Raw genomic sequence first — 19,690 nt, 5'->3', positions numbered from 1 at the left:
GCGGACGTGGCGCGAACCCGTCTCCGGGTCGCCGTTCGTGAACAGCGGCCCGGGGGTTATTGCTCGCCGAGAACGAGGCCGACGCTGTGGCCGGGGTGCGAAGTGCTCTCGGTAACTCCAGCGTACTCCCACGGCAGGGCCCAAAGGACCGGCTGGGGCACCGAGGTTCGGTTCGCCATCGAGATGCGCCCATGGACGGCCGGCGGGGGCGGGTGCACACGTCCACGACCCTGACCCGAGCATCGCGCAGGGCCGCCTGCTGGGCGACGAGCGCCTGGATCCGGGACGGCCGGCTGTTGGGCGTCACGCGGTTCTCCGGGGCCAGCTGGGGTGTGGAGGTTCCGTCGGCCGTACCAAGGTTCGTTCCGCGAAGGGGAGAATCAGGGCCCGGAGCAGCGGTGGACCGGTCGGGTGCCACACCATTCCGATGTCCTGCCAGCCTCCGGCCCGGAGGCCGGCGAGGGCCGGCAGGTCGGCCGGGTCCACCAAGGCCGCGCCGAGCGATGCCCGGCGGCCGGTCAGGAGCCGTTCCTGCAGTCGGCAGGCCAACTCCTGACCCGCGCGGTGCGGCCGGACCAGGATCTTGGAGATCGCGAAGACATCGCCGGAGGCGGTGAGTTGCTCGACGTCGTACGGGAGCGGCCCGTCGAACCCGGACCACCACCGGCCGTCGCTCGGAACGGGGAATCCGAAGGCGCACCCCACCAGGCGGTCGGTCTCCGCGATCACGAGGGCGAATCCCGGTCGCCGGATGTCGGCGGCGAGGCGGCGCAGGAAGCCCGTCCGCCGGAGGCTGCGGTACGTCTCGCCGGTCGTCGCCTCGCAGGACTCCGTGTAGAGATCCGCCAGGTCCTCCCTCAAGTCCTGGGCCCGCCAGCGGCTCACCCGGAGCAGCCGCACCGCGGCCATGAGGTACGGGTCGTCGTTCCTGGGCCTGCGGGCTTGCTCCGGCCGGGGCCGACCGCTCACAGCACACCGTCCGTGACGGTGTCCAGGTCGATCTCGCCTGCCGAGGTGACCAGCACCCGTTGTCCTCTGTCGTGGCGGTGGATGTTCAGCTGGGGCAGGGGCATGACGCCTCGGTTCGGTAGACCCGCCGGGCAACGCCAAGCGGCGGAGCCGGACTCGCGGCCGCTCTTGGCGTGCTGTCGACAGGGGCGTACTGACGACGGAAGCAGACGGGCGGCCGGCCCGTGTATCGGGAGCGGGACCCGCACGGTTCACTTCAGGAGTTGCGTCGGCGACCGGACGAAGGGTCCGCTTCCCGAGCCTCAGTCCGGAGCAGCAACAGGTCCGCCGGGGTCTGGGACGTCCACTCAACAGCATAGTCCCGGCTGTCCTCGCCAGGACTGTCCCCGTGAAACCCTGAGCAGTGACGGTTTCGGCGACGCCACGTCCGATACGCCGTCGGGGCAAGGGAATTGAGGCACCTGCCCGGTCGGCGCCGACTCCGCGGTTCCCGCGCACTCCGACCGGGCCGATAGGCCTCGGAAGTGGTACCGCGCAGCTTCCGCGGGCCGCTGGAGGACGGGGCTCAGTCGGGCCGGGCCGCGACGAGCGCCTCCTGCACCGTGGCGAACATCGGCACCAGGGCGGTGACGCCGCCTGCGGCCAGGACCTTCCGGTGCCATGGCCGGACGCAGACCAGACCCAGCCCACCACCGCACTCGCTCACCCGGCGGTGAGCCCTGTGCAGCAGTGTCAGGGCGGCGCAGTCGAAGAAGACCACCGCCCGCAAATCCACGATCAGCCGGGCGCCCGGCCGGGCGGTCGCGGCGTCGAGGGGCGCCTGGACTGCCGAAGCCGTCGCCAGATCGATCTCTCCGTACATCTCGACCACGGTGGATCCCTGCATCAGACAGCTACGCGCGCCACCCAACACCTGCGAAGAGCGCCCCGCGACGAGAGGAACGGGTTCCGGTAGACCTGGCTGAATGATGCTTCCCACAGTAGCTCCCCGCCCACAACGTCCCCCACAGCAGCGGGAGTTAACGGTCATCGGGTGCAGCCACCAGGTCTGGGGTGATGCGTCCATCACCCTACAAACACGCAAATGAGAAGAAACGTGCAAGCATGCAAATATTCACCCTCAAGAGTGAACGGTCGGATGCCTCGGGGTGCAGGCGGGCATCCCGTCGCTTGGCAGAACAGCCCGCGTGACCAGCACCGGAACGGCAGTCGGCCGCCCAAGGACCGGACACGGCAAGGTGCGGTGTGATCAACGGCGCACACGGCTCCCGCGGGCCATACCGGAATGGGCCATCGGCAGGGTCGCATCGCCGACAACGCAGCTCCAGCTCCCCGGTCCTTGCGGCAGACGTGACCGGGGTACTCCCGCACCCCGGCTGCCCCCAAGGGCCCGCGCGGGGTAGCCACGGGTGTTGGGGTGGCGGTCTGCCACGTGCGGGCCCGCCGCGATTCGGATGCCTTGCGCCCGTCGTCCACGAACAGGGATCAGCCACGTCGATCACCCCCGCTGACAGCCGGTATCCACTATCAGGGTGAGAGCCCCGGGGTCCGCTAGGCTCGGTGTGTGGCAGCAGAACAGCACTCGGAGGAGCGGTACGACATCGTTGCTGTCGCGTCCTCGGCCGGGGGTATCCATGGTCTCGGTGTACTTCTGGGCGCTCTCGGAGCCGATTTTCCCGTACCCGTGCTCATCGTCCAGCACCTAGATCCGCGGCACAGGACCGTCATCGCCGAGGTGCTGGCCCGCCGGATGTCCCTGCCCGTCAAGCTGGCCGAGGACGGGGAGCACGCGGAGCCGGGGGTCGTCTATGTGGCTCCGCCCGACCGCCACCTCCTCGTCGGGCCGGAAGGCACCCTGTCGTTGTCCCAGAGTGAACTCGTGCACTTCCTGCGTCCCTCCGCCGACCTCCTTTTCGAATCGGTGGCCGGCGCCTATGGTCCGCGAGCCATCGCCTGTGTGCTGACCGGCACCGGCAGTGACGGCGCGATGGGGGTGGACGCGGTGAAGTCGAGGGGCGGCACGGTGATCGCCCAGGATCCCGCGACCGCGGAATTCAAGGGGATGCCCGAGTCGGCGGTGGGGACGGGGGCCGTTGACTTCGTGCTGCCCCTTGAGGAGATCGCCGCGATCATCCGTGGACTTGTCGAGACCAAGAGGCAGTGATGAACGAGTCAGCCGCGACCGAGACAGATCAAGGCCTGGAGGACCTGCTCCGCTTCATTCGCGACGCCCGCGGTTTCGACTTCACCGGTTACAAGCGCTCCACGCTCGGCCGTCGGATCCGCAAGCGGATGGGGGATGCCGGTGTCCACGACTACGCGGACTACCAGGACCTCCTGGAGACGGACGCCGACGAGTTCCGCACCCTGTTCAACACCATTCTGATCAACGTCACTTCGGTCTTCCGGGACTCGGAGGCGTGGGCTCTGCTCCAGCGCGAGGTCGTGCCGGAGGTGATCACCAACGTTGCCCCCGAGGACGAGATCCGGGTGTGGAGCGCCGGGTGTTCCAGCGGAGAGGAGGCGTACTCGCTTGCGATCATGTTCGCGGAGGCACTCGGTCTCGACGAAAGCCTGAATCGCGTCAAGATCTACGCCACGGACGTCGACGAGGAGGCGCTGCGCCAGGCTCGCGCGGGGCTGTACCCGGCCAAGTCCCTGGAATCGCTCTCCACGGAGCTGCGCGACAAGTACTTCGAGCCGAGCGGTACCCAGTACCTCTTCCGTCCCGATCTGCGGCGACGGGTGATCTTCGGTCGGCACGACATCACCCGCGACGCCCCGATCTCCCGGCTCGACCTGCTCGTGTGCCGCAACACGCTGATGTACTTCAACGTGGAGGCGCAGAGCCAGATCATCGACCGCTTCCACTTCGCGCTGCGCGAGAGCGGCTTCCTCTTCCTCGGCAAGGCCGAGATGCTGCTGAACGACGGCGACCGGTTCGAGGCGATCAGCATCCGCCAGCGGATCTTCCGGCGGCGCCCCGGCGAGAGCACTCCGCCGTACACTGCGGCGCCGGTGAAGATCAGAGCCGGCATGGGCATGGAGATGCAGACGGCGACCCGCGTCCGGCAACTGCGCGACCTGATCCTCGACGCGACTCCCGGTGCCGCCGTGGCCCTGGACGCGGAGGGAATCGTCGTGATGATCAACAGTCAGGCGCGGTCCCACTTCGGCCTCACGGCCAACGACGTGGGCCGTCCCTTCCAGGACCTGGAACTCTCCTACCGGCCCACCGAGCTCCGTTCCTTGATCGACCAGGCCACGCACGAGCGCCGGACGTTGCGGGTCCACGGCGCCGAACGGCGCATGGGTGACGAGGTCCAGTACTTCGACATCCTCATCCAGCCGATCCCCAACGGCCCCGGCCTGCCGGTCGCCATCAACGTCACGTTCACCGATGTCACGCTGGCCACCCAGCTGAAGGCCGAGGTCAAGCGCGTCCGCGAGGAACTTGAGACGGCGTACGAGGAACTCCAGTCGACCAATGAGGAGTTGGAGACCACCAACGAGGAACTCCAGTCGAGCATCGAGGAGTTGGAGACCACCAACGAGGAACTCCAGTCGACCAATGAGGAGTTGGAGACCACCAACGAAGAACTCCAGTCTGGCAATGAAGAGCTTGAGACCATGAACGACGAGATGCGGCTGCGTACCGAGGATCTCGACGAGGCGAGGGCGTTCCTGGAGGGCGTGGTCGGCAGCATCGCGGCAGGCGTGGTGGTGCTGTCCGCGGACATGAAGGTGAAGAGCTGGAACCGGGGGGCGGTCGACCTCTGGGGGCTGCGCGCGGACGAGGTGCACGACGTGCACTTCTTCGCGCTGGACTTCGGCCTGCCCACCACTGAACTGCGAGACGTCATCCAGCAGTGCATCGCATCGGGCAAACGCGCGGGGCCGGTGAACGTTCCCGCCGTCAACCGCATCGGCAGAACCATCAACTGCGCCGTGGTCTGCTCCCCGTTCGACGGCCACAACGGAGGCGTCGTACTCCTGATGGAAGACATCGGGAATGAGGCCGGCGGCTGACGCCGGAAGCCGTACGCTGAGAACATGACCGCACAGGGCGGGAGTTCACACCCGGCAGACGGGCAGATCGGCATCGCGCTGCGGCGGGCCGCTCTCGCTGCCGAACGTGCGGCGTGCCAGAGGGCGTCCGCCGAGCGCCACGAGCGGCTGGCGGGGGAGACGGGACGCGAGTTCCATGTGACCATGGCGGCGATGCACCGCAGGGTCGCCGAGCGTCATCTCATCGCGGCGCAGCTCCAGAAGAAGTACGCCTATGGATTGGCGGACCGGTCGGCGGGTAGGGGCGCCCGGCATCTGTTCATGACAGCCGTTGCGGAGACCTGCGGCACTTCCAGCGCCGCTCTCACTCTGGTCGGGGCCGACATGGCCCAGCTCGCGTTGGCCGCGTCCGACCAACTCGCGCGAAACGCACAGGACTTGGAGTTCGTACTCAGCATGGGCCCGGCCCGGGACGCTGCCCAGAGCCGTCGGACGGTGTGTGCTTCGGGACCCGCGATGGAGGAGCGCTGGCCCGGCTACGGCGCGCGGCTCGCCGAGCTGGGACTTGCCTCGGTGGTCGCACTGCCGCTGAAGTCGCAGGCCGGTTGCGTCGGGGCGCTCACGGTCTTCGATCCCCGGCCCGGCCTCGCCGAGTCCGGCGTCTTCGGCAAGGTGGCCGATGCCCTGGCCGAGAGCATGCTCCTCGGCCCGGACGCCGACCCCGGCCTGTACGGCGAAACGGACCACCGGGCGGTGGTGCACCAAGCTGCCGGAGTGCTCTCCGAGCAGATCCACTGCTCGCTCGGCAATGCGCTGTCGCTCATCAAGGCGCGGGCCTTCAGCTGGGGAGAGCCCCCGGAGTCGGTGGCGCGCCGCATCGTGTCCGGAGATCTGAAGCTCCACTACTGAGGGGAAGCTCGATGCCCACGCCGGACCAGCGACTGGCCGACACTTTCGTGATGCTCGCCCAGTCCCGGGGCGATGCCTTCGACACCGCGGACTTCCTGACCACGCTCGCGCACCGCAGCGTTGAATTGATGGGCGCCGGCGCCGCGGGGGCAGTGCTCGTCGCCACCGACGCGCACAAAGGCGTCCGGGCGGGAGCCTCGGATCCGGGCGTGGAACGGCTGGAACTGGATGCGGCCGACTGGCGGGAGGGACCCGGCCACGACTGTCACCGTGCGGGCGAGCCCCTGCCCGACACCGCTCTCGAAGAGACACGGGCCCGGCTGCGCTGGCCGCAGTACTCCGTACGAGCACGGGCGCTGGGGTTCGCGGGGGCCGCGGCGCTGCCCCTGCGATGGCACCACGAGTTAGTGGGTGCACTCGTCCTGCTGCGCACCACATCGATCCCGCTTTCTGCGGATGCCCTCGCCCTGGGGCAGTCGCTGGCCGACGCTGCCACGGTCGCTCTGGTGAGGGAACGGGAGCTGGCCAGGAGCCGCACCCTGAGCGCTCAGCTGGAACACGCTCTGACCAGCCGGATCGTCATCGAACAGGCCAAGGGCATCCTCGCCACGCGCATGGGTCTCCCCATGGACACGGTCTTCGACCTGCTGCGCCGCTACACACGGTCCCGTCACCTGAGGATCGCGGAGGTAGCCCGCGATGTCGTCGCGGGGCGCCCGATTCCGGACTGGCCGGACCCTTGGAGGCCGCAGGCGACGAGCCCTGATCCCGCGGCGCCGGGGCCTGTCGGGGAGGGCCTCGCCCTGCCGGAACGGCCGACGGGAGCGGCGCACGACGACTGACGCACGAGCCGGTAATGCCCCCCGGGTCAGCAGGGGTGCTGCCGCGCAACGTCGTTGGCGAGGGCTTGGCGCAGTGCCATGAGGGAGGGCAGGTCGGCCTCGGTGACGAAGCGGTCGAGCAGGATGCTGACGCGCCATTGCCGGCCGTCGTGGACCGCGGTCACGATGTCTGCGATGGCCCTGCGCTGGTCTTGTGAGGGCGAGTTGGTCATGCGAGTCCCTGGGGTTGGAGGACCGTGGGGTCCTGTTCCCCACTCTCCTCGCTCCGAGGGAACATGGCTCTGGCATATCCCGGATCTGGCCGGGTTTCACTCTTGGCTCGCCGTCCGGCGCGGACACCTTCGGCCCTGCCACCCGCTTGAGCGGCTCGGCGGGTGTCAGGGAGCCGGCTGCTCCGAGGGGGCGGTGGCAATGAGGAGTTGTGCGGCCTGGGTGGTGTTGTCGGCGCGGACCGCACGGGCCATGGCGTTGCGCGCGGCCTCGACGCTCGTGTGCGGAGGGACCACGAGCAGCGCGAAGTGGTCGTTGTGACCGCGGGTGATGAGGACGGTGTCGTCACCGACCGGGAAGGAGTCGAGGTGTACGACCCGGTCGTCGATCACCAGGCGCGTCGGGATTTCGTTCCAGGCGGTGGCGTCCAGGCCCACGCGGGTGATGGGGCCGAGGTGCTCGGTCAGCGCGCTGACCAGCGCCGGCAGCTCCGCCGCTATGTCACGGGACCGAGGCCACCACGCGCCGTCCAGGAGTCCTTCACGGGACTGCGTCGTCTCCAGCCGGAGGAGGGCCGTTCCGGGTTTCACCGCCTGGTGAATGGCGTCCGGAAGCAGCTTCGCAGGAGTGGAGGTGTCGGATTCAGCCATGATCGGTTCGCCTACCCGCGAGGTGCGGCGACACATCGTCCTTCGCCCGTACTGACGTCGGCACCGCGATGGTGGCCGGTGAAATGCCGCCCTTGATTCACGGTACTCCCGGTGTCTGCCGTGAGGCTCGGCACCGCCCGTCCGGACTGCCTTCCATCTCCCGGAAAATGCCTGGTCGCACGGCCGCTTCGGGAGCCTTGGACCGGAGTAGAGTGAAGGAACCGGGAGCATTTCGTACGCCCGCTCCCACGCGGATGTCGTTTCCGGCGATCATAAGCACCGGGCTGTCGCAGACGGGCCCGGGGGCAGGTTCGCGCCATGACCACCACCGTCGACAGCGCGGCAGTCCGCGTCCTTGCTCCACCGCTTCCGGCACGGCTGTCCCTCACACCCAAGACCACGCTCGCCGGCCAGCTCGACGGCGCCTGGTGGCCCCGCTCCCGCAACCTCGACGCCGAACTTCCGACACTCCTCGATGCCCTGGACGGGACCTGGGAGCGCATCACCCGCGTCACGGTGAACCCCACTCACTGGCCCGTGATCCCGCACAGGGTGCCCGTCGCCGGGCACACCGTGCACGTGGGCTGGTTCACCGAGCAGGACCCCGACAAAATGATCCTGCTCTCCCGCAGGGTCGGCCGCTGGGACCTTCTGGTGATCCCGCCGGAGACCGAGCCGGCCGCCGCGGCCCGGCTGATGTCCGCCGCCGCGATCCCGGGAAGCGTTCTCACCGCCGCCGCATTGCTGACCGCCGAAGCCGTGACCGGCAGTGCCGTCGAAGCGCGGGGCAGGGAAGACGCCTGGGAGACCGAAGGCGGGGCGTGCATGTCCCCCTTCGGGTACCCGATGGGATGCCGGTTCGGCCCTCCGCCCACGGACGCGTGGAGGTGAGGAACATGGAGACCATCATCCTCATCGCGGCGATCATCGTCATGACCGGCATCGGAGTGCGCCTCGTCCAACTGCTCAATGCCCAGCACCATGCGCGGATCGCGTCCTACCACTTCGGCGACGTGCTGCCGGGTGTCGGCCGACGAAGCAGGAAGCACCACAGGCACACACCGGCAGCTCCCGGTCGACCGACCGACACCACCGGCCGCGCCGGCCGCGGCGGCACAGGCCGATGACCCGGACCGCCATCTGACCGGGGGCAGCGAGTGGGACGCCTCAGGCGCCCCGCCCGCCGGCCTTCCGCCTCGGCGCCCACCCAACCACTCCACGCACGAGAGGACGCGGCCATGGCGACACTGCGCGAGCGGAAGACCTACCGTGAGCAGGTTCTACGAGCCCTGTACGAAGCCACCGAGGGCAATCGCCTTCTCGGCGTGACCGGCGCAATGATCTGCAGCACCCTTCGGGTCCCGGAGCAGGACCTGGCCGCTGCCTGCACCTACCTGGCGGGTGAGGGCCTGATCACCGTCGACTGGGACCCGGGCAACATACCCGCGATGGTCATGCTGACCCACCAGGGAATCCGGCTCATGGAGGCCGAGGAAGAGGAGCGCGGCTGAGCCGAGGCGTCGCCAGGGCGTCTTCGACGTTCAAGTGCCGTAGCGCTGGTACGTGGCTTGGGCTGTTCGCGGCGCAGGGGCGGGACTAGGCTGTCGGCACGGCCCCAGTCCCCGGCAGCGTGAGGATCCGCTCCGAGGAGGCGCACGGTGTCCAGAGGTGCCAGAACTTCTCCCATCCCCGCGGACGCGCTCCGCTCGCCCCCTGAGACGGTGGGCACACGTGTGCCTGTACGGAGCGGCCACTCCTCGCCGTCGCTGCCTGTGTCCGTTCCGGACGGACAGCCCGCGCCCACCGGTGTTCCTGCGGACCAGGCGGTCGTCGTGGTCAGCGGAAGCCTTGGCCTCGCCACTGTTCCAGAACTGCGCGGGCGCCTGCTGCGGGTGTCCCACGGCCCTGGAATCCGGTTGGTCCTCGATCTGTCGGGCGTCACCTCCTGCGACACCCTGGGCCTCGGGCTGATCGTCGCCACCGCCCGCCGGGCCCGCTCCTTCGGCGGCAGCCTGCGCCTTGTCGCCCCGAGCCCCGCCGTTGCCAGGGCCCTCGGCACCAGCGGGCTGATCCGGCTCTTCCAGGTCTTTCCCACTCTCGACACGTCGGCCAGGGCTTCGGCCACCGAGGCGACGAGCCCGGATCTCCGCGAAGCGGCCTAGACACTGAGCCAACCCGTGGAGGCGGTCAACTGCCCTTCGCTCGCATCCTCTTCGTGGCCATGGCCGGCCCCTCCGCCCTGTATCGGCAACCCCATCGCCAACACTGTCCGGAACCTCTGGTCGCACCCCATCAGCTTCTGCGGGCACTTCCCCGAAGGCGTCCGGACCTTCACCGAAGAACACCTCGACGGTGAGACGTGCGGCGGCTGGTACCTGCGGCAGATCCAGGGCTCGGCCAACAACGACGGCGGACCCCTCTTCCACATCCTCAGCGGCAACCTCGGCCACCAGATCGAGCACCACGCCTCCACCTGGACCCGCGTTCTGCGATTCGCCGTACCAGGCCCATGAACCACAGAGGTCGCGATTGCTCAGATGGCCAGCAGCCGCTCTGCGGTCTCGCGGTACTGCCGCAGGGCGATGCGCAGTTCCTCGGTCTCTGCTTGGGTGTCCTGGCTCTGCCAGTTCGCGCGGAGGGTGCGTTGCCGTTCCGCGAGGGCGTTCGTCAGGAGGGTGACCATCTCGGCGACGGTGCCGTCGGCCTCCTCCACGGCGTGCCGCGGGCTGTCGACGAAGTTGTTGACGGCCCGCTGGAGGCGGACGGCCAGCTTGTCCCGTTCGCCCGCCGCCAGCAACCGCTGCTCCGAGCCCGCGGCGCCGGTGAACGGTTCGCCCGGCGCCTGGGACGGTTGTGGTCCAGTTGTCCGCGGGGCGTGCTGCTTGGTGGGATCCGGGCCTTCGGCCGCGGGTTGCCTCGCGCGTTCGGAGTCGTACAGCATCACGTGCCACTTCCCTTTGCTTGGTGTCGGCCGTGTGTGGTGGGTGTTTGGGCATGGTCGCCGGGGGACCGCGTGCGGTGCCGGCCCGAGTCGGCTGCCTGTTCGGTGGTCAGTGCGGCGAAGAGGCCGCGGGCCTCGACCATGGCCTCGCGCATCTCTTCGGTGCTGCTCTGGCCGCGGACCGCTGTGTGCATGTCGCGGTAGCCATAGACCTGGTCAGCGTGGTGGACGGAGAGCGCGGCCAGTTGCTCGTGGAACTGCTCCCGGCCCGGGAATCCCCGGTCCTCGGCCAGTCGGGCCAGGAGCGCGTCGGCCTCGGCGACCGCCTGGTGCGGCGAATCGACGAACTGCTCCTGGATATTGGCCCATTGGGCGACGTACCGCTCGCGGGCCTCGGGCGGAAGTCGCTGCTCCTTGAGGGATCCGTACAGCCGTACGCGTTCGCTCAGTTCTTGCTCGGCGGCCTTGGCATTGCCGTTGTGGTGGGCCAGGGTTCGGCCGTACTCGGGGCCGAAGCGGCGCTTCAGCCCCGAGTACGGCACCGCGCTGGCCGAACCCGATGAAGAGGACCGCGGCCCCGATCACGACAACCACGGCGATCATCACGATGGCGAACATCGACATGACGTGCACGGTGAAGCCGACCCCGAGCAGCAGCAGGACTAGCAGGAGAAGGAGAATGAGGACGATCATGGCGGGGCCTCCGGCAGTCACAGGGCCGCAAGCCCTGTTCTCCGCGGGGTCCGGGCGAAACAGAACGGGGGGCGCGTCGTCCGGGGGATCCGGAACGGCATAGCCCGACGCCGTACGGGCCAGTCAACTCCGGGCGCCCTGCCCTGTCAACGCGACAGCGATACGGGCCGGTTCGCGATCCGGAACCAGGACGGCGGGAGCACGCACGGGCTCGGCGGCCGCCTCCTGCGGCGTCGCCGACGGCAGCAGGTGATCCTCCCACCAGGACAGGCCCATGAGCATGGCGAGCAGGACGAAGGGGGCCAGAACGGGGAACAGTAGCGCGTACATGGGTACCGCCTGTTGTCTGGAATGGCGCTCGGGCCGGTGACAGCGGAGTCCTGCCGGTACCGCCCGGATGAGGCGCATCGAGGCCGCGTCGGGAACATGGTGCGAGGGTGCGGGCGCCGATGCGCGCGGTGCGCTCCGGAATGGGGGGCGCGGTAACTGCTCGACGCTGCCGGGGTCCTGGGCCGCTCCGCGCACGCTAGCGCCGCCCGCATTCTCTGAACAGACGTCAAGCCGCCAACGCTGGGTATTCGCAACCTCCGTACAGGACTGGGCGGTTGAGTCAGGCCCCGGTCCCCGGTTGCGATGATCCGTTCCGCGTCCGGAGGCCCGCCGTGATCGCGCTGCTCGTTCTTCTGGTCATGGCCCTCCTCGGTCTCGGATTCGTGAATGCCCTGTGGTGGGTGCTCGGCGCCGCGGTGGTGGTCTTCGGCCTCTTCCGCCACCGACGAGGGCAAGGCGCTGCACGGGGACTGCGGGAACATCGGCCACGTCCGCGGCATCGTGCAGCACTGCCCGCCCCTGCCCGGCGCGGTGGCTGCCGCCTGGCCGCTGCGGGCCGGATAGCCGTCCAACTGGCCTACCAGGGCGACTAGTTCGGCTTATCCCGTGCACCGTCCGAGGAGCACACGCAGACTGTCCCTCGGACTGTCTGACATCATCGAGCGCCATCGGGTGCGACGGCAGCGTCGACTCAGGGAAGCGGGCAGGAGCGGATGAGCGAACCCGACAGCGCGACGCGGCACCACCCGGTCGTCGTCGCCCATCAATCCAGCCGTGCCGGTGACATCCAGCTGCGCATCGCTGATGCGATCACCAAGTTCGCAGGCTCGATGACGTTCGTGTATCTCCACGCGGTCGGCTTCGCGGTCTGGATGCTGTTCGTGGAGTCCAGCCCGTGGCCCACGCTGACCCTCGTCGTGTCCCTGGAAGCGATCTTCCTGTCGACGTTCGTCATGATCGGCCAGAATCGGCAGGCAGAGTTCCAGCAGGCCAAAGCCGATCACGACTTCGTCGAGCAGGAACTGGAGCTCAAGACCAACACCGAGCTGACCCGGGCCATCCACACGATGACCGCCGAACTCCACCGCCGACTGATGGCGGAACCCGAGCAGCGGTAAGGCCGGGGGTCAGGCCGGTCGGTGCGGGGTGGACTCCGCTTCGTCGTCGGTCCATGTGGTGGTGTCCGCGATGTGCCATCCGCCCGGGCGGCCGCGGGCGGGTGGGTCCTGCGGGTTGTAGTGGCCGGCTTCCCGGGTGCAGGTGACCCTGACCCCGGAGGGGGAGTGGATCGTGGTGGCGTTGCACAGGTTCCCGGCTTCCCCGAGCGCCTCCAGGGCCCGGCGGCGCGCGGTGCTGTGGGCGCGGGCCGAGCGCGCCGCACGCTGGACGAAGGCCCGCAGTGCCTCCAGCTCGCCATCGGCGCCGAGCAGGTCCTCTTCCACGCGGATGATCCGGTACCGGCCGACTCCGTACAGTCCGCCCTCCCGTTCATTCTCCCGCAGGGCGAACATTGCGGCCTCGGCCACCGACGGCGCCTCCAGGTGCACGGTGATGGACGAGACACCGGGCAGGGAGGCGCTGATGCGTTCCGCCACGACCCGGTAGACCCGGTTCTCCTCGACCTTGACCGGCCCCCGCCCCTCCCGCTCCGCCGCCTCGGCCTCGGCCGCCACCCTCTCCAGACGCCGCAGCTCCAACTCCTGGACCCTGGAATCACGCTCCGGCGCGTAGAGGTCCATCGCCTCCTCGGCCATCACAGAACTGATCCGGCGCCACTCCGTATGCTTCCACCGCGCCAGCCGCAGCGACTCCAGCCGCCCCGGCTCCAGCCCTCCCAGCTCCTGCGGGCCCCGCTCGGTCCCGCGCTCCCAGCCTTGCGCCGTCCTGGTCTCCGCCGCCACCTGCTCGCGGGTCATCCCGGTGGCCTTCCGCTGCACGTTCTTGCGGACGATTTCCTGTGCCGTATACCTCTGAACAGGCATCTGCGTTCCGTCCCGACTGCGAAGCTCAGCGCGGTGCAGCTCCTGGAGCTGCACCCGGGGGAGCTGGGATTCTCACCTCTCTCCATGCTGCACCTCCAAGGCCGGCGGGAAGGACCCCAGCGCTGCCTGCCCGGCCGACGGCAGGTGCCCGGCCAGTGGGGCCGGGCACCCGGAGCATGGTTTTGGCGGGGAGGCCGGTCGCCCTACATCATCGGTCGCGGACGCGGGTGCGCGTAGTAGGTGCCCACCTGCTGGTGGTAGTCCGGGTTGCCGAGGTGCTTCTCCTTGTCGAACTCGGGGGCGCTCTTGATCTGGTCCTTGGTGCGGTCGACGTAGATCTTCTTTTCCTTCGGGTCGACGCGTACCACGACCCCGGCGGGCAGGAGGACCTCCTTGCCGAAGATCCATGTTCCGGTGTCGACGACGATGTACGCGGCGCCGACGTCCTCGGAGTGCTTGTCGACCTTGCCGATGCTGCCGTCACTCGCCTCGACCTTGAAGCCGGTCAGATCCATGCCGGACTGATAGGCGGCCACGGGCCGGTATGCCCACACGTTCTCGTCCACGGAGGTGCTCCTTCGCGAATGGTTCTGGGTGAGTGGGACGCTGGATCGGTGTTCAGTGCCGGAAGCTGTCCTTGGCCTTCTCTCCGGCCTGCTTCAGGTCGCCGGCGGCCTGTTCACGGCGGCCCTTCCTCCTGAGCCGCCTGTTGCCGACGGCTCGGCCGGTGCCTTCCTTCAGCCGCCCGGTGAGCGACTGGGCGCTGTTCCTGAGTTTGTCGGCGAGGCCCATGAGGGTCCCTCTTCTCGTTCGGTGAGGCGCCGGGAGGAGTCTCCCGGCGCGGGCCGCCCGTCCCGCAGACGAGGGGACGGGCAGGCGGGGGTCAGCGGTGGCTGCCGGCGGAGCGGCCCGAGCCCATACGGCCGCGCATGAAGAATCCGATGACCCACAGAACCAGCAGCACCGCGGCGACGTACCACAGGACGTGCATCGTGAAGCCGAACCCGAACAACGCCAGGGCCAGCACGATCAGAACGATCCAGAGAAGCACGGCCGAACCTCCGGTTCGCAGGAGTGCACTCTGCGTTCCGCGGGGTCTCGGCGAAGCGAGTGGCGGGAGGCCGCGCCCGGAATTCCCGGAGCGTCATGGCCCGGCGCCCTGTCCGCCACTCAACGCCGCGCCGCATGCCCTGTCAATGGCTCAGTGACGCCGGCATCGCGGGCACCGCGGTTTGTGGCGCTGTGACGGACCTGGCGGACGCCTTCGCTTGATCTCCCGTCCTATGGTGCAGGTGGACGGGCGGGAGCAGACTTGAGTAGTGAACCCGGAGTCACCGTCGAGGGCGTAGGGGCTGAGGATGATCCAGGCTGCGGATATCCGTGAGTGGCGTACTCAGGGCGTCGTCGACCCGGACGGGCACAGGATCGGCTCGTTGGAGGCGGTCTATGTGGACACCCGTACCGATGAGCCGGCGATGGCCACGGTGCAGGTCGGTCTGCCCACGCGGCACCGCCTGGTCTTCGTACCCCTGGACGACGCGATCGTCGGGCCGGGCTATGTGAAGGTCGCCTACGAAAAGGCGCTGGTGAAGAAGTGCCCGGCGATCGGCACGGACGACGTGCTGCCCGCCGAGGACGAAGAGGCGGTCTTCGCGCACTACGGCCTGACCTACCAACCCGGTGCCGGCGGTGAGCGGCAGCTCGCCCGCCGATAGAGCGCCTGCACCGGCCGAGGAGGCATCCGCGTCATGGTCTTCTTCCTGCTCCTGGTCATCGCGGCGATCGTGCTCGGCGTCATCGGCGTGCTCGCGCACGGACTGCTGTATCTGCTGTTCATCGCGATCGTGCTGTTCGCCGGCGCGCTCGTCCATCTCGCCGCGCGCTGGCGCCGCTCCGGCCGACGCCGGGTGCGCTGACCGTACGTGCGGCCCCCGACTCTTTCCCGATCTCGATCCGGGCCGGTCCACCCGGAGTTCGATGAGGTCTGAACAGATGCCGAGCCGACATCGGCAGGTGTCCGCAACATGGGGCAGGGCTACGCTGTCGGGCGAGGCCCCAGTCCCCGGCGGCGATGATCCGGTCCACGTCCGGGAGTCCCGCCGTGATCGTGGTGGGACCGCGGTGACGACTCCGGGTTCCGTGGCCACTAGGACCGCGAGCATCACAGGTGACCGCGCCAGGGGGTGCACCGTGTACGAGGCGATCGCGATCCACGAGGAACAGCATTCCGCCGTGCCCCTCGCCTCGGCGAGGGACGCCGCGCTGACTGCGGAAGTCCTCGAACTGCGCCTCCAGTGTGCCCAGTTGCGCCGGGCACTGGACAGCCGCGCCGCGATCGACCAGGCGCGCGGCATGGTGATGGCTCTCGCGCCGTGTTCGTGTGGCAAGGCATGGGACGTACTGGTCGACGTGTCGCAGCACTCCAACGTCAAGCTCCGTGATGTGGCGACCGCCCTGGTCGCCACCTCGGAGGGCGAGCCGCTTCCCACCGCGCTGCGCCGCGCGCTGCGTCTTGCACTGCGCCGCTGCAGGCCGGCGGAGCGGGCGTGAGGCCGCTTGCGGTGCGACGCCGGGGGCTGTGTCTTCAACCCGCCGGCGCCCTTCGTCCCGGCATGCCTGTCGGACATCCGGGCGAGTAGCCCGCCGCCCGGTCCTCAAACCCGGGACCTCCGCTCCGCCGCCGGTACGTTCCGGGGCTATGCTGCTGAAGAGACGTCCCAGACCCCGGCGGCAACACGGCAGTTGGCCACGATGCCCGCCGGAAGCGGACCGTCCGGCGCATCCCTCGACGGAATCGACGATGACCGGGCCCGGAACTCGAGCCGTCGGAACGGACGTTGATCCCTCCCCTCGCACGCACGCCCAGATCGGGAGCGCCGCCATGCCTGTCCCCGTACGACGCGACGGCACCTGGTGGCGCGGATTCCACGGACCACTGCCACAACATCGAGCAGCTCACCGCATCCGGTCACGTCTTCGCGATCACCGAGGTCGTGGTCCATCCGCACGAGATGGCGGGACGGCAAGAGGACGGGGCTGTCCGTGTTGTTCCGACATGAAGCCGGCGCAGAGGATTCGCGCTGCTGGCTATAGCCAATGCCGCCGCTTGAAGATGAAGTACAGGCTCACGCACACCACCGCCATCAGCAGAATCGCGAACGGATACCCGAACGTCCACCTCAGCTCGGGCATAGCCTCGAAGTTCATCCCGTAAATAGTCCCCACCAACGTGGGTGCAAAGAGAATCGCCGCCCACGACGAGATCTTCTTGATCTCCTCGTTCTGCTCGAAGCCCGCCTCCGCCAACGCCCGCATTTCCGCGTTCTGTTGCTGCGTCACCAGCGTCGCGTTGACCGTGAGGATGTCGGTCAGGGCCTGGCGGAAGCCGTCCACTCGTTCGCTGATGTGGGTCACGTGGTCGGCGACGTCGCGGAGGTAGCGCTGGAGTTCCTCGTCCGTGCCGTACTTCGCGAAGCCTGCCATCAGGGCGTGCAGCATGCCGACCAGGGGGCGGGTGGCGCGCTGGAACTCGACCATTTCCCGGGAGAGTTCGTAGATGCGGCGGGATACCTCCGGGTCGCCGCGGAAGACCTCCGTCTCGATCTCGTCGATGTCGTTCTGCACACCCGCCACGACCGGCGCGTACCCGTCCACGACCGCGTCCAGGATGGCGTACAAAACCGCTTCCGGGCCCAGCGCCAGCAGGTCGGGGTCCTCCTCCATGCGGCGGCGGACCGCGGAGAGGTCGGGGGCCGCGCCGTGGCGGACCGTGATGACGAAGTCCCGGCCCACGAAGACGTGGAGCTCGCCGAAGTCCACCTCCTCGGGGGCGTCCAGGTAGCGGGCCGCGCGCAGCACCACGAAGAGGGTCTCCCCGTAGCGCTCCAGCTTCGGGCGCTGGTGGGCCTCCAGAGCGTCCTCCACGGCCAGCTCGTGCAGATCGAACTCGCCGGCCAGCGAAAGGAGTTCGGACTCCGACGGGCGTTGCAGGCCGATCCAGGCCATGCCCTCGGGGGTCTCCCGCAGCTGGCGGAACGTCTCGGCCAGGGAGCCCGGCGAGGCGATGTGCCGGCCGTCGCGGTACAGGGCGGACTGGACGATGCTGCCGGCCCGCCCGTTCCCCGCCGGTACGTCGCCGGGGGCGGACTTCCCGTCGTCGGCCGTGGGAGGTGCGGGCTCGGCGACGGCCGGGGCGCCGGCGGGGGGCTGCCTGCGCCAGGAGTGCTTCTTCGGCGGCCGCGCGGGGCGGCCCCGTCGCTCGGGCACGATCTCATCTCCCGCTCTGCAACCGGCCCGGCGGGCGGTCGAAACGTTCGCCTGTATGCCCTCGGAATGGCCCGGGACATCTCCGAATGCCTCCGGTGAATGCCTCTGGGCAGGATATACGGCTCAAATGGCACTGGCCCGGTGGTCCGGAGGGGGCCGTCCCCCTTCGGGAGGCAATGCGGACAGGATCTGTCCTCTTGGGTGAGTACCGTGCTCGGCATGGCTTCCAAGACCGGTACCAGCGCGCGGCACGACCACCCCGTCCTCTCGCGCCGCGCCCTCAACCGCGCCACCCTCGACCGCCAGCTGTTGCTGCGGCGCAGCGACGCCTTCTCCGCCAAGGACGCCGTCGCTCACCTCCTCGGGCTCCAGGCGCAGAACGTGAAGCCGCCGTACTTCGCCCTCTGGTCGCGGCTCGCCGGATTCCGGCCGCAGGCACTCTCGGAGCTGATGGAGGCCCGCGAGGTGGTGCGGATCGTCACCCTGCGGTCCACCATCCACACGCACACCGCCGACGACGCGCTCACGCTGCGCCCGCTCGTGCAGGCCGCCCGGGACCGGGAGCTGAACACCTTCCGCAAGGGTCTCGCCGGGGTCGACCTGGAGCGCCTCGGCGGGATCGTCCGCACGCTGGTCGAGGAGCGGCCGCACACCATGAAGGAGCTGCGCGAGGAACTCCTGGCGGTGTGGCCCGACGCGGACCCCCTGGCGCTGTCCCTCGCCGCCCGCTGCGTGGTCCCGCTGGTCCAGGTCACCCCGCGCGGGGTGTGGGGCCGCAGCGGGCCGGTCGCGCTCACCAGCGTCGAGCACTGGCTCGGCCGCTCGCCCCGGCCCGTGCCCGCGGTCGACGAGACGGTGCTGCGCTACCTCGGCGCGTTCGGGCCCGCCTCGGTCAAGGACATGCAGACCTGGTCCGGGCTCACCCGGCTCGGCGCCGCCTTCGAGCGGCTGCGGCCCCGGCTCGCGGTGTTCCGGGACGAGAACGGTGTCGAACTCTTCGACCTGCCGGACGCCGTCCGGCCGGACGAGGACACCCTGGCGCCGCCGCGTTTCCTGCCCGAGTTCGACAACCTGCTGCTCTCGCACGCCGACCGCGGCCGGGTCGTTCCGCCCGAGTACAAGGGCCGCAGCTGGACCGGCAACCAGGCCCACTGCACCCTGCTCGTCGACGGCTTCCTCGCCGGGATCTGGCGGATCGAGGAGCGGAAGGGCACCCCCACTCTCCTCACGGTTCAGCTGTTCGGCGCGCTCGGCAGGGCCCAGCGCGCCGCGGTGGCCGAGGAGGGTGCGCGGCTGCTCGCCGACATGACCTCGGCCACCTCTTACGACGTACGGTTCGGTGAGTTCGTGAGCCGGAGATGAGAAGAGCTAGTGGCTCAGCGCGTGGTCCCGGCGGGCGCAGGCGGCCGCGCTCTGGCCGGGCCGCCTGCGTGGGGCGGGCGGGGCGAGCAGCGGGTCGACCGTCACCAAGGTCACGCCGAGCGGTGCCGACAGCGCCCGCAGGGCGGGTTCGGCGAGCCGGATCCAGCTCTGGTCGCCGCCCAGGACGGCGTTGAGCCGGTCCGGGCTGGTGAATCCGACGGCGGTGCGTGCGCCGAACTCGTCGCGTAGGAAGCGCAGTTGGTGTCCTCCGGCAGAGCCGAGCCGAACCGGCACGTACAGCGGCCCTGCCGGGCGGCGTTCTTCGGGGTCGGCGTCCTCGATGGTGAGGCTGTCCATGGTGTCCTCCGGTGCGGAAGTGTGGATGCCGTACGCGTCATGCGCCCGTACACCCGAAGTTATGCCCCCGGCACCGGCCCGTTCTCGCGCCATGACGCGGCATTGACCTCGACGCCCCGGATTTTGACGCCCTCCTGGCGCAGGTCGGCGCGGGAGGGTCGGCCGACCGGG

General features: G+C 69.4%; 28 protein-coding genes. 15 read left to right on the top strand and 13 right to left on the bottom strand.

Annotated elements, in window-relative coordinates; all coding sequences use genetic code 11:
- Positions 1–303: 303 nt before the first annotated feature.
- Positions 304–969 carry a hypothetical protein gene (locus ADK54_RS13450; RefSeq protein ID WP_234392041.1) on the bottom strand — a complete coding sequence of 222 codons (666 nt, stop codon included), beginning with the start codon at positions 967–969 and terminating at the stop codon, positions 304–306.
- Between the two features lie 565 nt (positions 970–1,534).
- The gene (locus ADK54_RS13445) at positions 1,535–1,855 is read right to left on the bottom strand and encodes an STAS domain-containing protein (protein ID WP_053725837.1); all 321 of its coding nucleotides are present in this window, start codon (positions 1,853–1,855) and stop codon (positions 1,535–1,537) included.
- Between the two features lie 678 nt (positions 1,856–2,533).
- On the opposite strand from ADK54_RS13445, the gene ADK54_RS13440 reads away from it, so the two are divergent.
- The 4 genes from ADK54_RS13440 to ADK54_RS13425 are packed head-to-tail and all read left to right on the top strand — an operon-like array spanning position 2,534 to position 6,728.
- Positions 2,534–3,133 carry a chemotaxis protein CheB gene (locus tag ADK54_RS13440; protein ID WP_053725836.1) on the top strand — a complete coding sequence of 200 codons (600 nt, stop codon included), beginning with the start codon at positions 2,534–2,536 and terminating at the stop codon, positions 3,131–3,133.
- Positions 3,133–4,998: a CheR family methyltransferase gene (locus tag ADK54_RS13435; RefSeq protein WP_053725835.1), complete on the top strand. Its 1,866-nt coding sequence runs from the start codon at positions 3,133–3,135 to the stop codon at positions 4,996–4,998. Before ADK54_RS13440 ends, ADK54_RS13435 begins: the two co-directional genes overlap by 1 nt.
- A gap of 24 nt (positions 4,999–5,022) precedes the next feature.
- Complete coding sequence (locus tag ADK54_RS13430; RefSeq protein ID WP_053725834.1) at positions 5,023–5,886, top strand: GAF domain-containing protein; 864 nt, start codon at positions 5,023–5,025, stop codon at positions 5,884–5,886.
- A gap of 11 nt (positions 5,887–5,897) precedes the next feature.
- Positions 5,898–6,728, top strand: coding sequence for an ANTAR domain-containing response regulator (locus ADK54_RS13425; protein WP_063801965.1), 831 nt, complete (start codon positions 5,898–5,900; stop codon positions 6,726–6,728).
- Positions 6,729–6,754: 26 nt separating this feature from the next.
- Here the strand turns inward: ADK54_RS13425 and ADK54_RS13420 are convergent, their stop codons facing one another.
- Together ADK54_RS13420 and ADK54_RS13415 are read right to left on the bottom strand one after the other, a co-directional pair.
- Complete coding sequence (locus ADK54_RS13420) at positions 6,755–6,940, bottom strand: hypothetical protein (protein ID WP_053725833.1); 186 nt, start codon at positions 6,938–6,940, stop codon at positions 6,755–6,757.
- Between the two features lie 165 nt (positions 6,941–7,105).
- Entirely contained in the window at positions 7,106–7,588 is a 483-nt protein-coding gene (locus tag ADK54_RS13415; protein WP_053725854.1) for a DUF5994 family protein, read from the bottom strand.
- A gap of 318 nt (positions 7,589–7,906) precedes the next feature.
- Here ADK54_RS13415 and ADK54_RS13410 point away from each other — a divergent pair, with 318 nt between their 5' ends.
- The 5 genes from ADK54_RS13410 (at position 7,907) to ADK54_RS47440 (ending at position 10,101) form a co-directional block, all read left to right on the top strand.
- Positions 7,907–8,479: a DUF5994 family protein gene (locus ADK54_RS13410; RefSeq protein WP_053725832.1), complete on the top strand. Its 573-nt coding sequence runs from the start codon at positions 7,907–7,909 to the stop codon at positions 8,477–8,479.
- Positions 8,480–8,484: 5 nt separating this feature from the next.
- Positions 8,485–8,715 carry a hypothetical protein gene (locus ADK54_RS13405; RefSeq protein ID WP_053725831.1) on the top strand — a complete coding sequence of 77 codons (231 nt, stop codon included), beginning with the start codon at positions 8,485–8,487 and terminating at the stop codon, positions 8,713–8,715.
- Between the two features lie 111 nt (positions 8,716–8,826).
- On the top strand, positions 8,827–9,099 hold the full coding sequence (locus ADK54_RS13400; protein ID WP_053725830.1) for a hypothetical protein: 273 nt from the start codon (positions 8,827–8,829) through the stop codon (positions 9,097–9,099).
- Between the two features lie 222 nt (positions 9,100–9,321).
- Positions 9,322–9,750 carry an STAS domain-containing protein gene (locus ADK54_RS13395; RefSeq protein ID WP_159047744.1) on the top strand — a complete coding sequence of 143 codons (429 nt, stop codon included), beginning with the start codon at positions 9,322–9,324 and terminating at the stop codon, positions 9,748–9,750.
- A 15-nt stretch (positions 9,751–9,765) separates the two neighbouring features.
- A complete protein-coding gene (locus ADK54_RS47440) occupies positions 9,766–10,101 on the top strand; it encodes a fatty acid desaturase (protein ID WP_053725828.1) in 336 nt (111 codons plus the stop codon).
- 20 nt (positions 10,102–10,121) lie between these two features.
- On the opposite strand, the gene ADK54_RS13385 is transcribed toward ADK54_RS47440, so the two are convergent.
- The 3 genes from ADK54_RS13385 to ADK54_RS13375 form a co-directional block, all read right to left on the bottom strand.
- The gene (locus tag ADK54_RS13385) at positions 10,122–10,529 is read right to left on the bottom strand and encodes a hypothetical protein (RefSeq protein ID WP_053725827.1); all 408 of its coding nucleotides are present in this window, start codon (positions 10,527–10,529) and stop codon (positions 10,122–10,124) included.
- Positions 10,529–11,071 (bottom strand): hypothetical protein, encoded by a 543-nt coding sequence (locus ADK54_RS13380; RefSeq protein ID WP_234392040.1) that lies wholly within the window; start codon positions 11,069–11,071, stop codon positions 10,529–10,531. The genes ADK54_RS13385 and ADK54_RS13380 overlap by 1 nt, the downstream gene beginning before the upstream one ends.
- Positions 11,072–11,345: 274 nt before the next feature.
- Positions 11,346–11,552: a hypothetical protein gene (locus tag ADK54_RS13375; protein ID WP_053725826.1), complete on the bottom strand. Its 207-nt coding sequence runs from the start codon at positions 11,550–11,552 to the stop codon at positions 11,346–11,348.
- A 387-nt stretch (positions 11,553–11,939) separates the two neighbouring features.
- Here ADK54_RS13375 and ADK54_RS45905 point away from each other — a divergent pair, with 387 nt between their 5' ends.
- Both ADK54_RS45905 and ADK54_RS13370 read left to right on the top strand, forming a co-directional pair.
- On the top strand, positions 11,940–12,116 hold the full coding sequence (locus ADK54_RS45905) for a hypothetical protein (protein ID WP_159047743.1): 177 nt from the start codon (positions 11,940–11,942) through the stop codon (positions 12,114–12,116).
- 149 nt (positions 12,117–12,265) lie between these two features.
- The gene (locus tag ADK54_RS13370) at positions 12,266–12,670 is read left to right on the top strand and encodes a DUF1003 domain-containing protein (RefSeq protein ID WP_053725825.1); all 405 of its coding nucleotides are present in this window, start codon (positions 12,266–12,268) and stop codon (positions 12,668–12,670) included.
- Positions 12,671–12,679: 9 nt separating this feature from the next.
- Here ADK54_RS13370 and ADK54_RS13365 read toward each other — a convergent pair whose 3' ends face one another.
- From ADK54_RS13365 to ADK54_RS13355, 4 genes are all read right to left on the bottom strand, one after another.
- Positions 12,680–13,534 (bottom strand): hypothetical protein, encoded by an 855-nt coding sequence (locus tag ADK54_RS13365; RefSeq protein ID WP_159047742.1) that lies wholly within the window; start codon positions 13,532–13,534, stop codon positions 12,680–12,682.
- Between the two features lie 203 nt (positions 13,535–13,737).
- Positions 13,738–14,100 carry a PRC-barrel domain-containing protein gene (locus ADK54_RS13360; RefSeq protein ID WP_053725823.1) on the bottom strand — a complete coding sequence of 121 codons (363 nt, stop codon included), beginning with the start codon at positions 14,098–14,100 and terminating at the stop codon, positions 13,738–13,740.
- 52 nt (positions 14,101–14,152) lie between these two features.
- Entirely contained in the window at positions 14,153–14,326 is a 174-nt protein-coding gene (locus tag ADK54_RS42650) for a CsbD family protein (RefSeq protein WP_063801964.1), read from the bottom strand.
- A 91-nt stretch (positions 14,327–14,417) separates the two neighbouring features.
- Positions 14,418–14,585 (bottom strand): hypothetical protein, encoded by a 168-nt coding sequence (locus ADK54_RS13355; protein WP_053725822.1) that lies wholly within the window; start codon positions 14,583–14,585, stop codon positions 14,418–14,420.
- 307 nt (positions 14,586–14,892) lie between these two features.
- Here ADK54_RS13355 and ADK54_RS13350 point away from each other — a divergent pair, with 307 nt between their 5' ends.
- The 3 genes from ADK54_RS13350 to ADK54_RS47435 all read left to right on the top strand — a co-directional run bounded on the left by ADK54_RS13350 (position 14,893) and on the right by ADK54_RS47435 (position 16,084).
- A complete protein-coding gene (locus tag ADK54_RS13350; protein ID WP_053725821.1) occupies positions 14,893–15,249 on the top strand; it encodes a PRC-barrel domain-containing protein in 357 nt (118 codons plus the stop codon).
- A 33-nt stretch (positions 15,250–15,282) separates the two neighbouring features.
- Entirely contained in the window at positions 15,283–15,450 is a 168-nt protein-coding gene (locus tag ADK54_RS46730; RefSeq protein WP_199826943.1) for a hypothetical protein, read from the top strand.
- 274 nt (positions 15,451–15,724) lie between these two features.
- Positions 15,725–16,084, top strand: a complete 360-nt coding sequence (locus tag ADK54_RS47435) for an ANTAR domain-containing protein (protein ID WP_053725820.1) — start codon at positions 15,725–15,727, stop codon at positions 16,082–16,084.
- A 537-nt stretch (positions 16,085–16,621) separates the two neighbouring features.
- Here the strand turns inward: ADK54_RS47435 and ADK54_RS13340 are convergent.
- Entirely contained in the window at positions 16,622–17,800 is a 1,179-nt protein-coding gene (locus ADK54_RS13340; RefSeq protein ID WP_053725819.1) for a magnesium and cobalt transport protein CorA, read from the bottom strand.
- Between the two features lie 219 nt (positions 17,801–18,019).
- On the opposite strand from ADK54_RS13340, the gene ADK54_RS13335 reads away from it, so the two are divergent.
- Positions 18,020–19,162 (top strand): winged helix DNA-binding domain-containing protein, encoded by a 1,143-nt coding sequence (locus ADK54_RS13335; RefSeq protein WP_053725853.1) that lies wholly within the window; start codon positions 18,020–18,022, stop codon positions 19,160–19,162.
- Between the two features lie 6 nt (positions 19,163–19,168).
- Here ADK54_RS13335 and ADK54_RS13330 read toward each other — a convergent pair whose 3' ends face one another.
- Complete coding sequence (locus ADK54_RS13330) at positions 19,169–19,519, bottom strand: SAV_915 family protein (RefSeq protein WP_053725818.1); 351 nt, start codon at positions 19,517–19,519, stop codon at positions 19,169–19,171.
- Between the last annotated feature and the right edge of the window lie 171 nt (positions 19,520–19,690).

The organism is Streptomyces sp. WM6378 (assembly GCF_001279695.1).
In the GTDB taxonomy this organism is placed as follows: Bacteria; Actinomycetota; Actinomycetes; order Streptomycetales; family Streptomycetaceae; genus Streptomyces.
Note: the sequence above shows the minus strand (reverse complement) of the source record. Positions and strands in the feature narration are given on the sequence as shown.

What these genes read in the sequence shown, in the direction of transcription:
- ADK54_RS13445 (WP_053725837.1), bottom strand. Translation starts at nt 1,855, where the DNA reads ATGCAGGGATCCACCGTGGTCGAGATGTACGGAGAGATCGATCTGGCG.
- ADK54_RS13435 (WP_053725835.1), top strand. Translation starts at nt 3,133, where the DNA reads ATGAACGAGTCAGCCGCGACCGAGACAGATCAAGGCCTGGAGGACCTG.
- ADK54_RS13430 (WP_053725834.1), top strand. Translation starts at nt 5,023, where the DNA reads ATGACCGCACAGGGCGGGAGTTCACACCCGGCAGACGGGCAGATCGGC.
- ADK54_RS13425 (WP_063801965.1), top strand. Translation starts at nt 5,898, where the DNA reads ATGCCCACGCCGGACCAGCGACTGGCCGACACTTTCGTGATGCTCGCC.
- ADK54_RS13420 (WP_053725833.1), bottom strand. Translation starts at nt 6,940, where the DNA reads ATGACCAACTCGCCCTCACAAGACCAGCGCAGGGCCATCGCAGACATC.
- ADK54_RS13415 (WP_053725854.1), bottom strand. Translation starts at nt 7,588, where the DNA reads ATGGCTGAATCCGACACCTCCACTCCTGCGAAGCTGCTTCCGGACGCC.
- ADK54_RS13410 (WP_053725832.1), top strand. Translation starts at nt 7,907, where the DNA reads ATGACCACCACCGTCGACAGCGCGGCAGTCCGCGTCCTTGCTCCACCG.
- ADK54_RS13405 (WP_053725831.1), top strand. Translation starts at nt 8,485, where the DNA reads ATGGAGACCATCATCCTCATCGCGGCGATCATCGTCATGACCGGCATC.
- ADK54_RS13400 (WP_053725830.1), top strand. Translation starts at nt 8,827, where the DNA reads ATGGCGACACTGCGCGAGCGGAAGACCTACCGTGAGCAGGTTCTACGA.
- ADK54_RS13385 (WP_053725827.1), bottom strand. Translation starts at nt 10,529, where the DNA reads ATGCTGTACGACTCCGAACGCGCGAGGCAACCCGCGGCCGAAGGCCCG.
- ADK54_RS13375 (WP_053725826.1), bottom strand. Translation starts at nt 11,552, where the DNA reads ATGTACGCGCTACTGTTCCCCGTTCTGGCCCCCTTCGTCCTGCTCGCC.
- ADK54_RS45905 (WP_159047743.1), top strand. Translation starts at nt 11,940, where the DNA reads ATGCCCTGTGGTGGGTGCTCGGCGCCGCGGTGGTGGTCTTCGGCCTCT.
- ADK54_RS13370 (WP_053725825.1), top strand. Translation starts at nt 12,266, where the DNA reads ATGAGCGAACCCGACAGCGCGACGCGGCACCACCCGGTCGTCGTCGCC.
- ADK54_RS13365 (WP_159047742.1), bottom strand. Translation starts at nt 13,534, where the DNA reads ATGCCTGTTCAGAGGTATACGGCACAGGAAATCGTCCGCAAGAACGTG.
- ADK54_RS42650 (WP_063801964.1), bottom strand. Translation starts at nt 14,326, where the DNA reads ATGGGCCTCGCCGACAAACTCAGGAACAGCGCCCAGTCGCTCACCGGG.
- ADK54_RS13350 (WP_053725821.1), top strand. Translation starts at nt 14,893, where the DNA reads ATGATCCAGGCTGCGGATATCCGTGAGTGGCGTACTCAGGGCGTCGTC.
- ADK54_RS46730 (WP_199826943.1), top strand. Translation starts at nt 15,283, where the DNA reads ATGGTCTTCTTCCTGCTCCTGGTCATCGCGGCGATCGTGCTCGGCGTC.
- ADK54_RS13335 (WP_053725853.1), top strand. Translation starts at nt 18,020, where the DNA reads ATGGCTTCCAAGACCGGTACCAGCGCGCGGCACGACCACCCCGTCCTC.
- ADK54_RS13330 (WP_053725818.1), bottom strand. Translation starts at nt 19,519, where the DNA reads ATGGACAGCCTCACCATCGAGGACGCCGACCCCGAAGAACGCCGCCCG.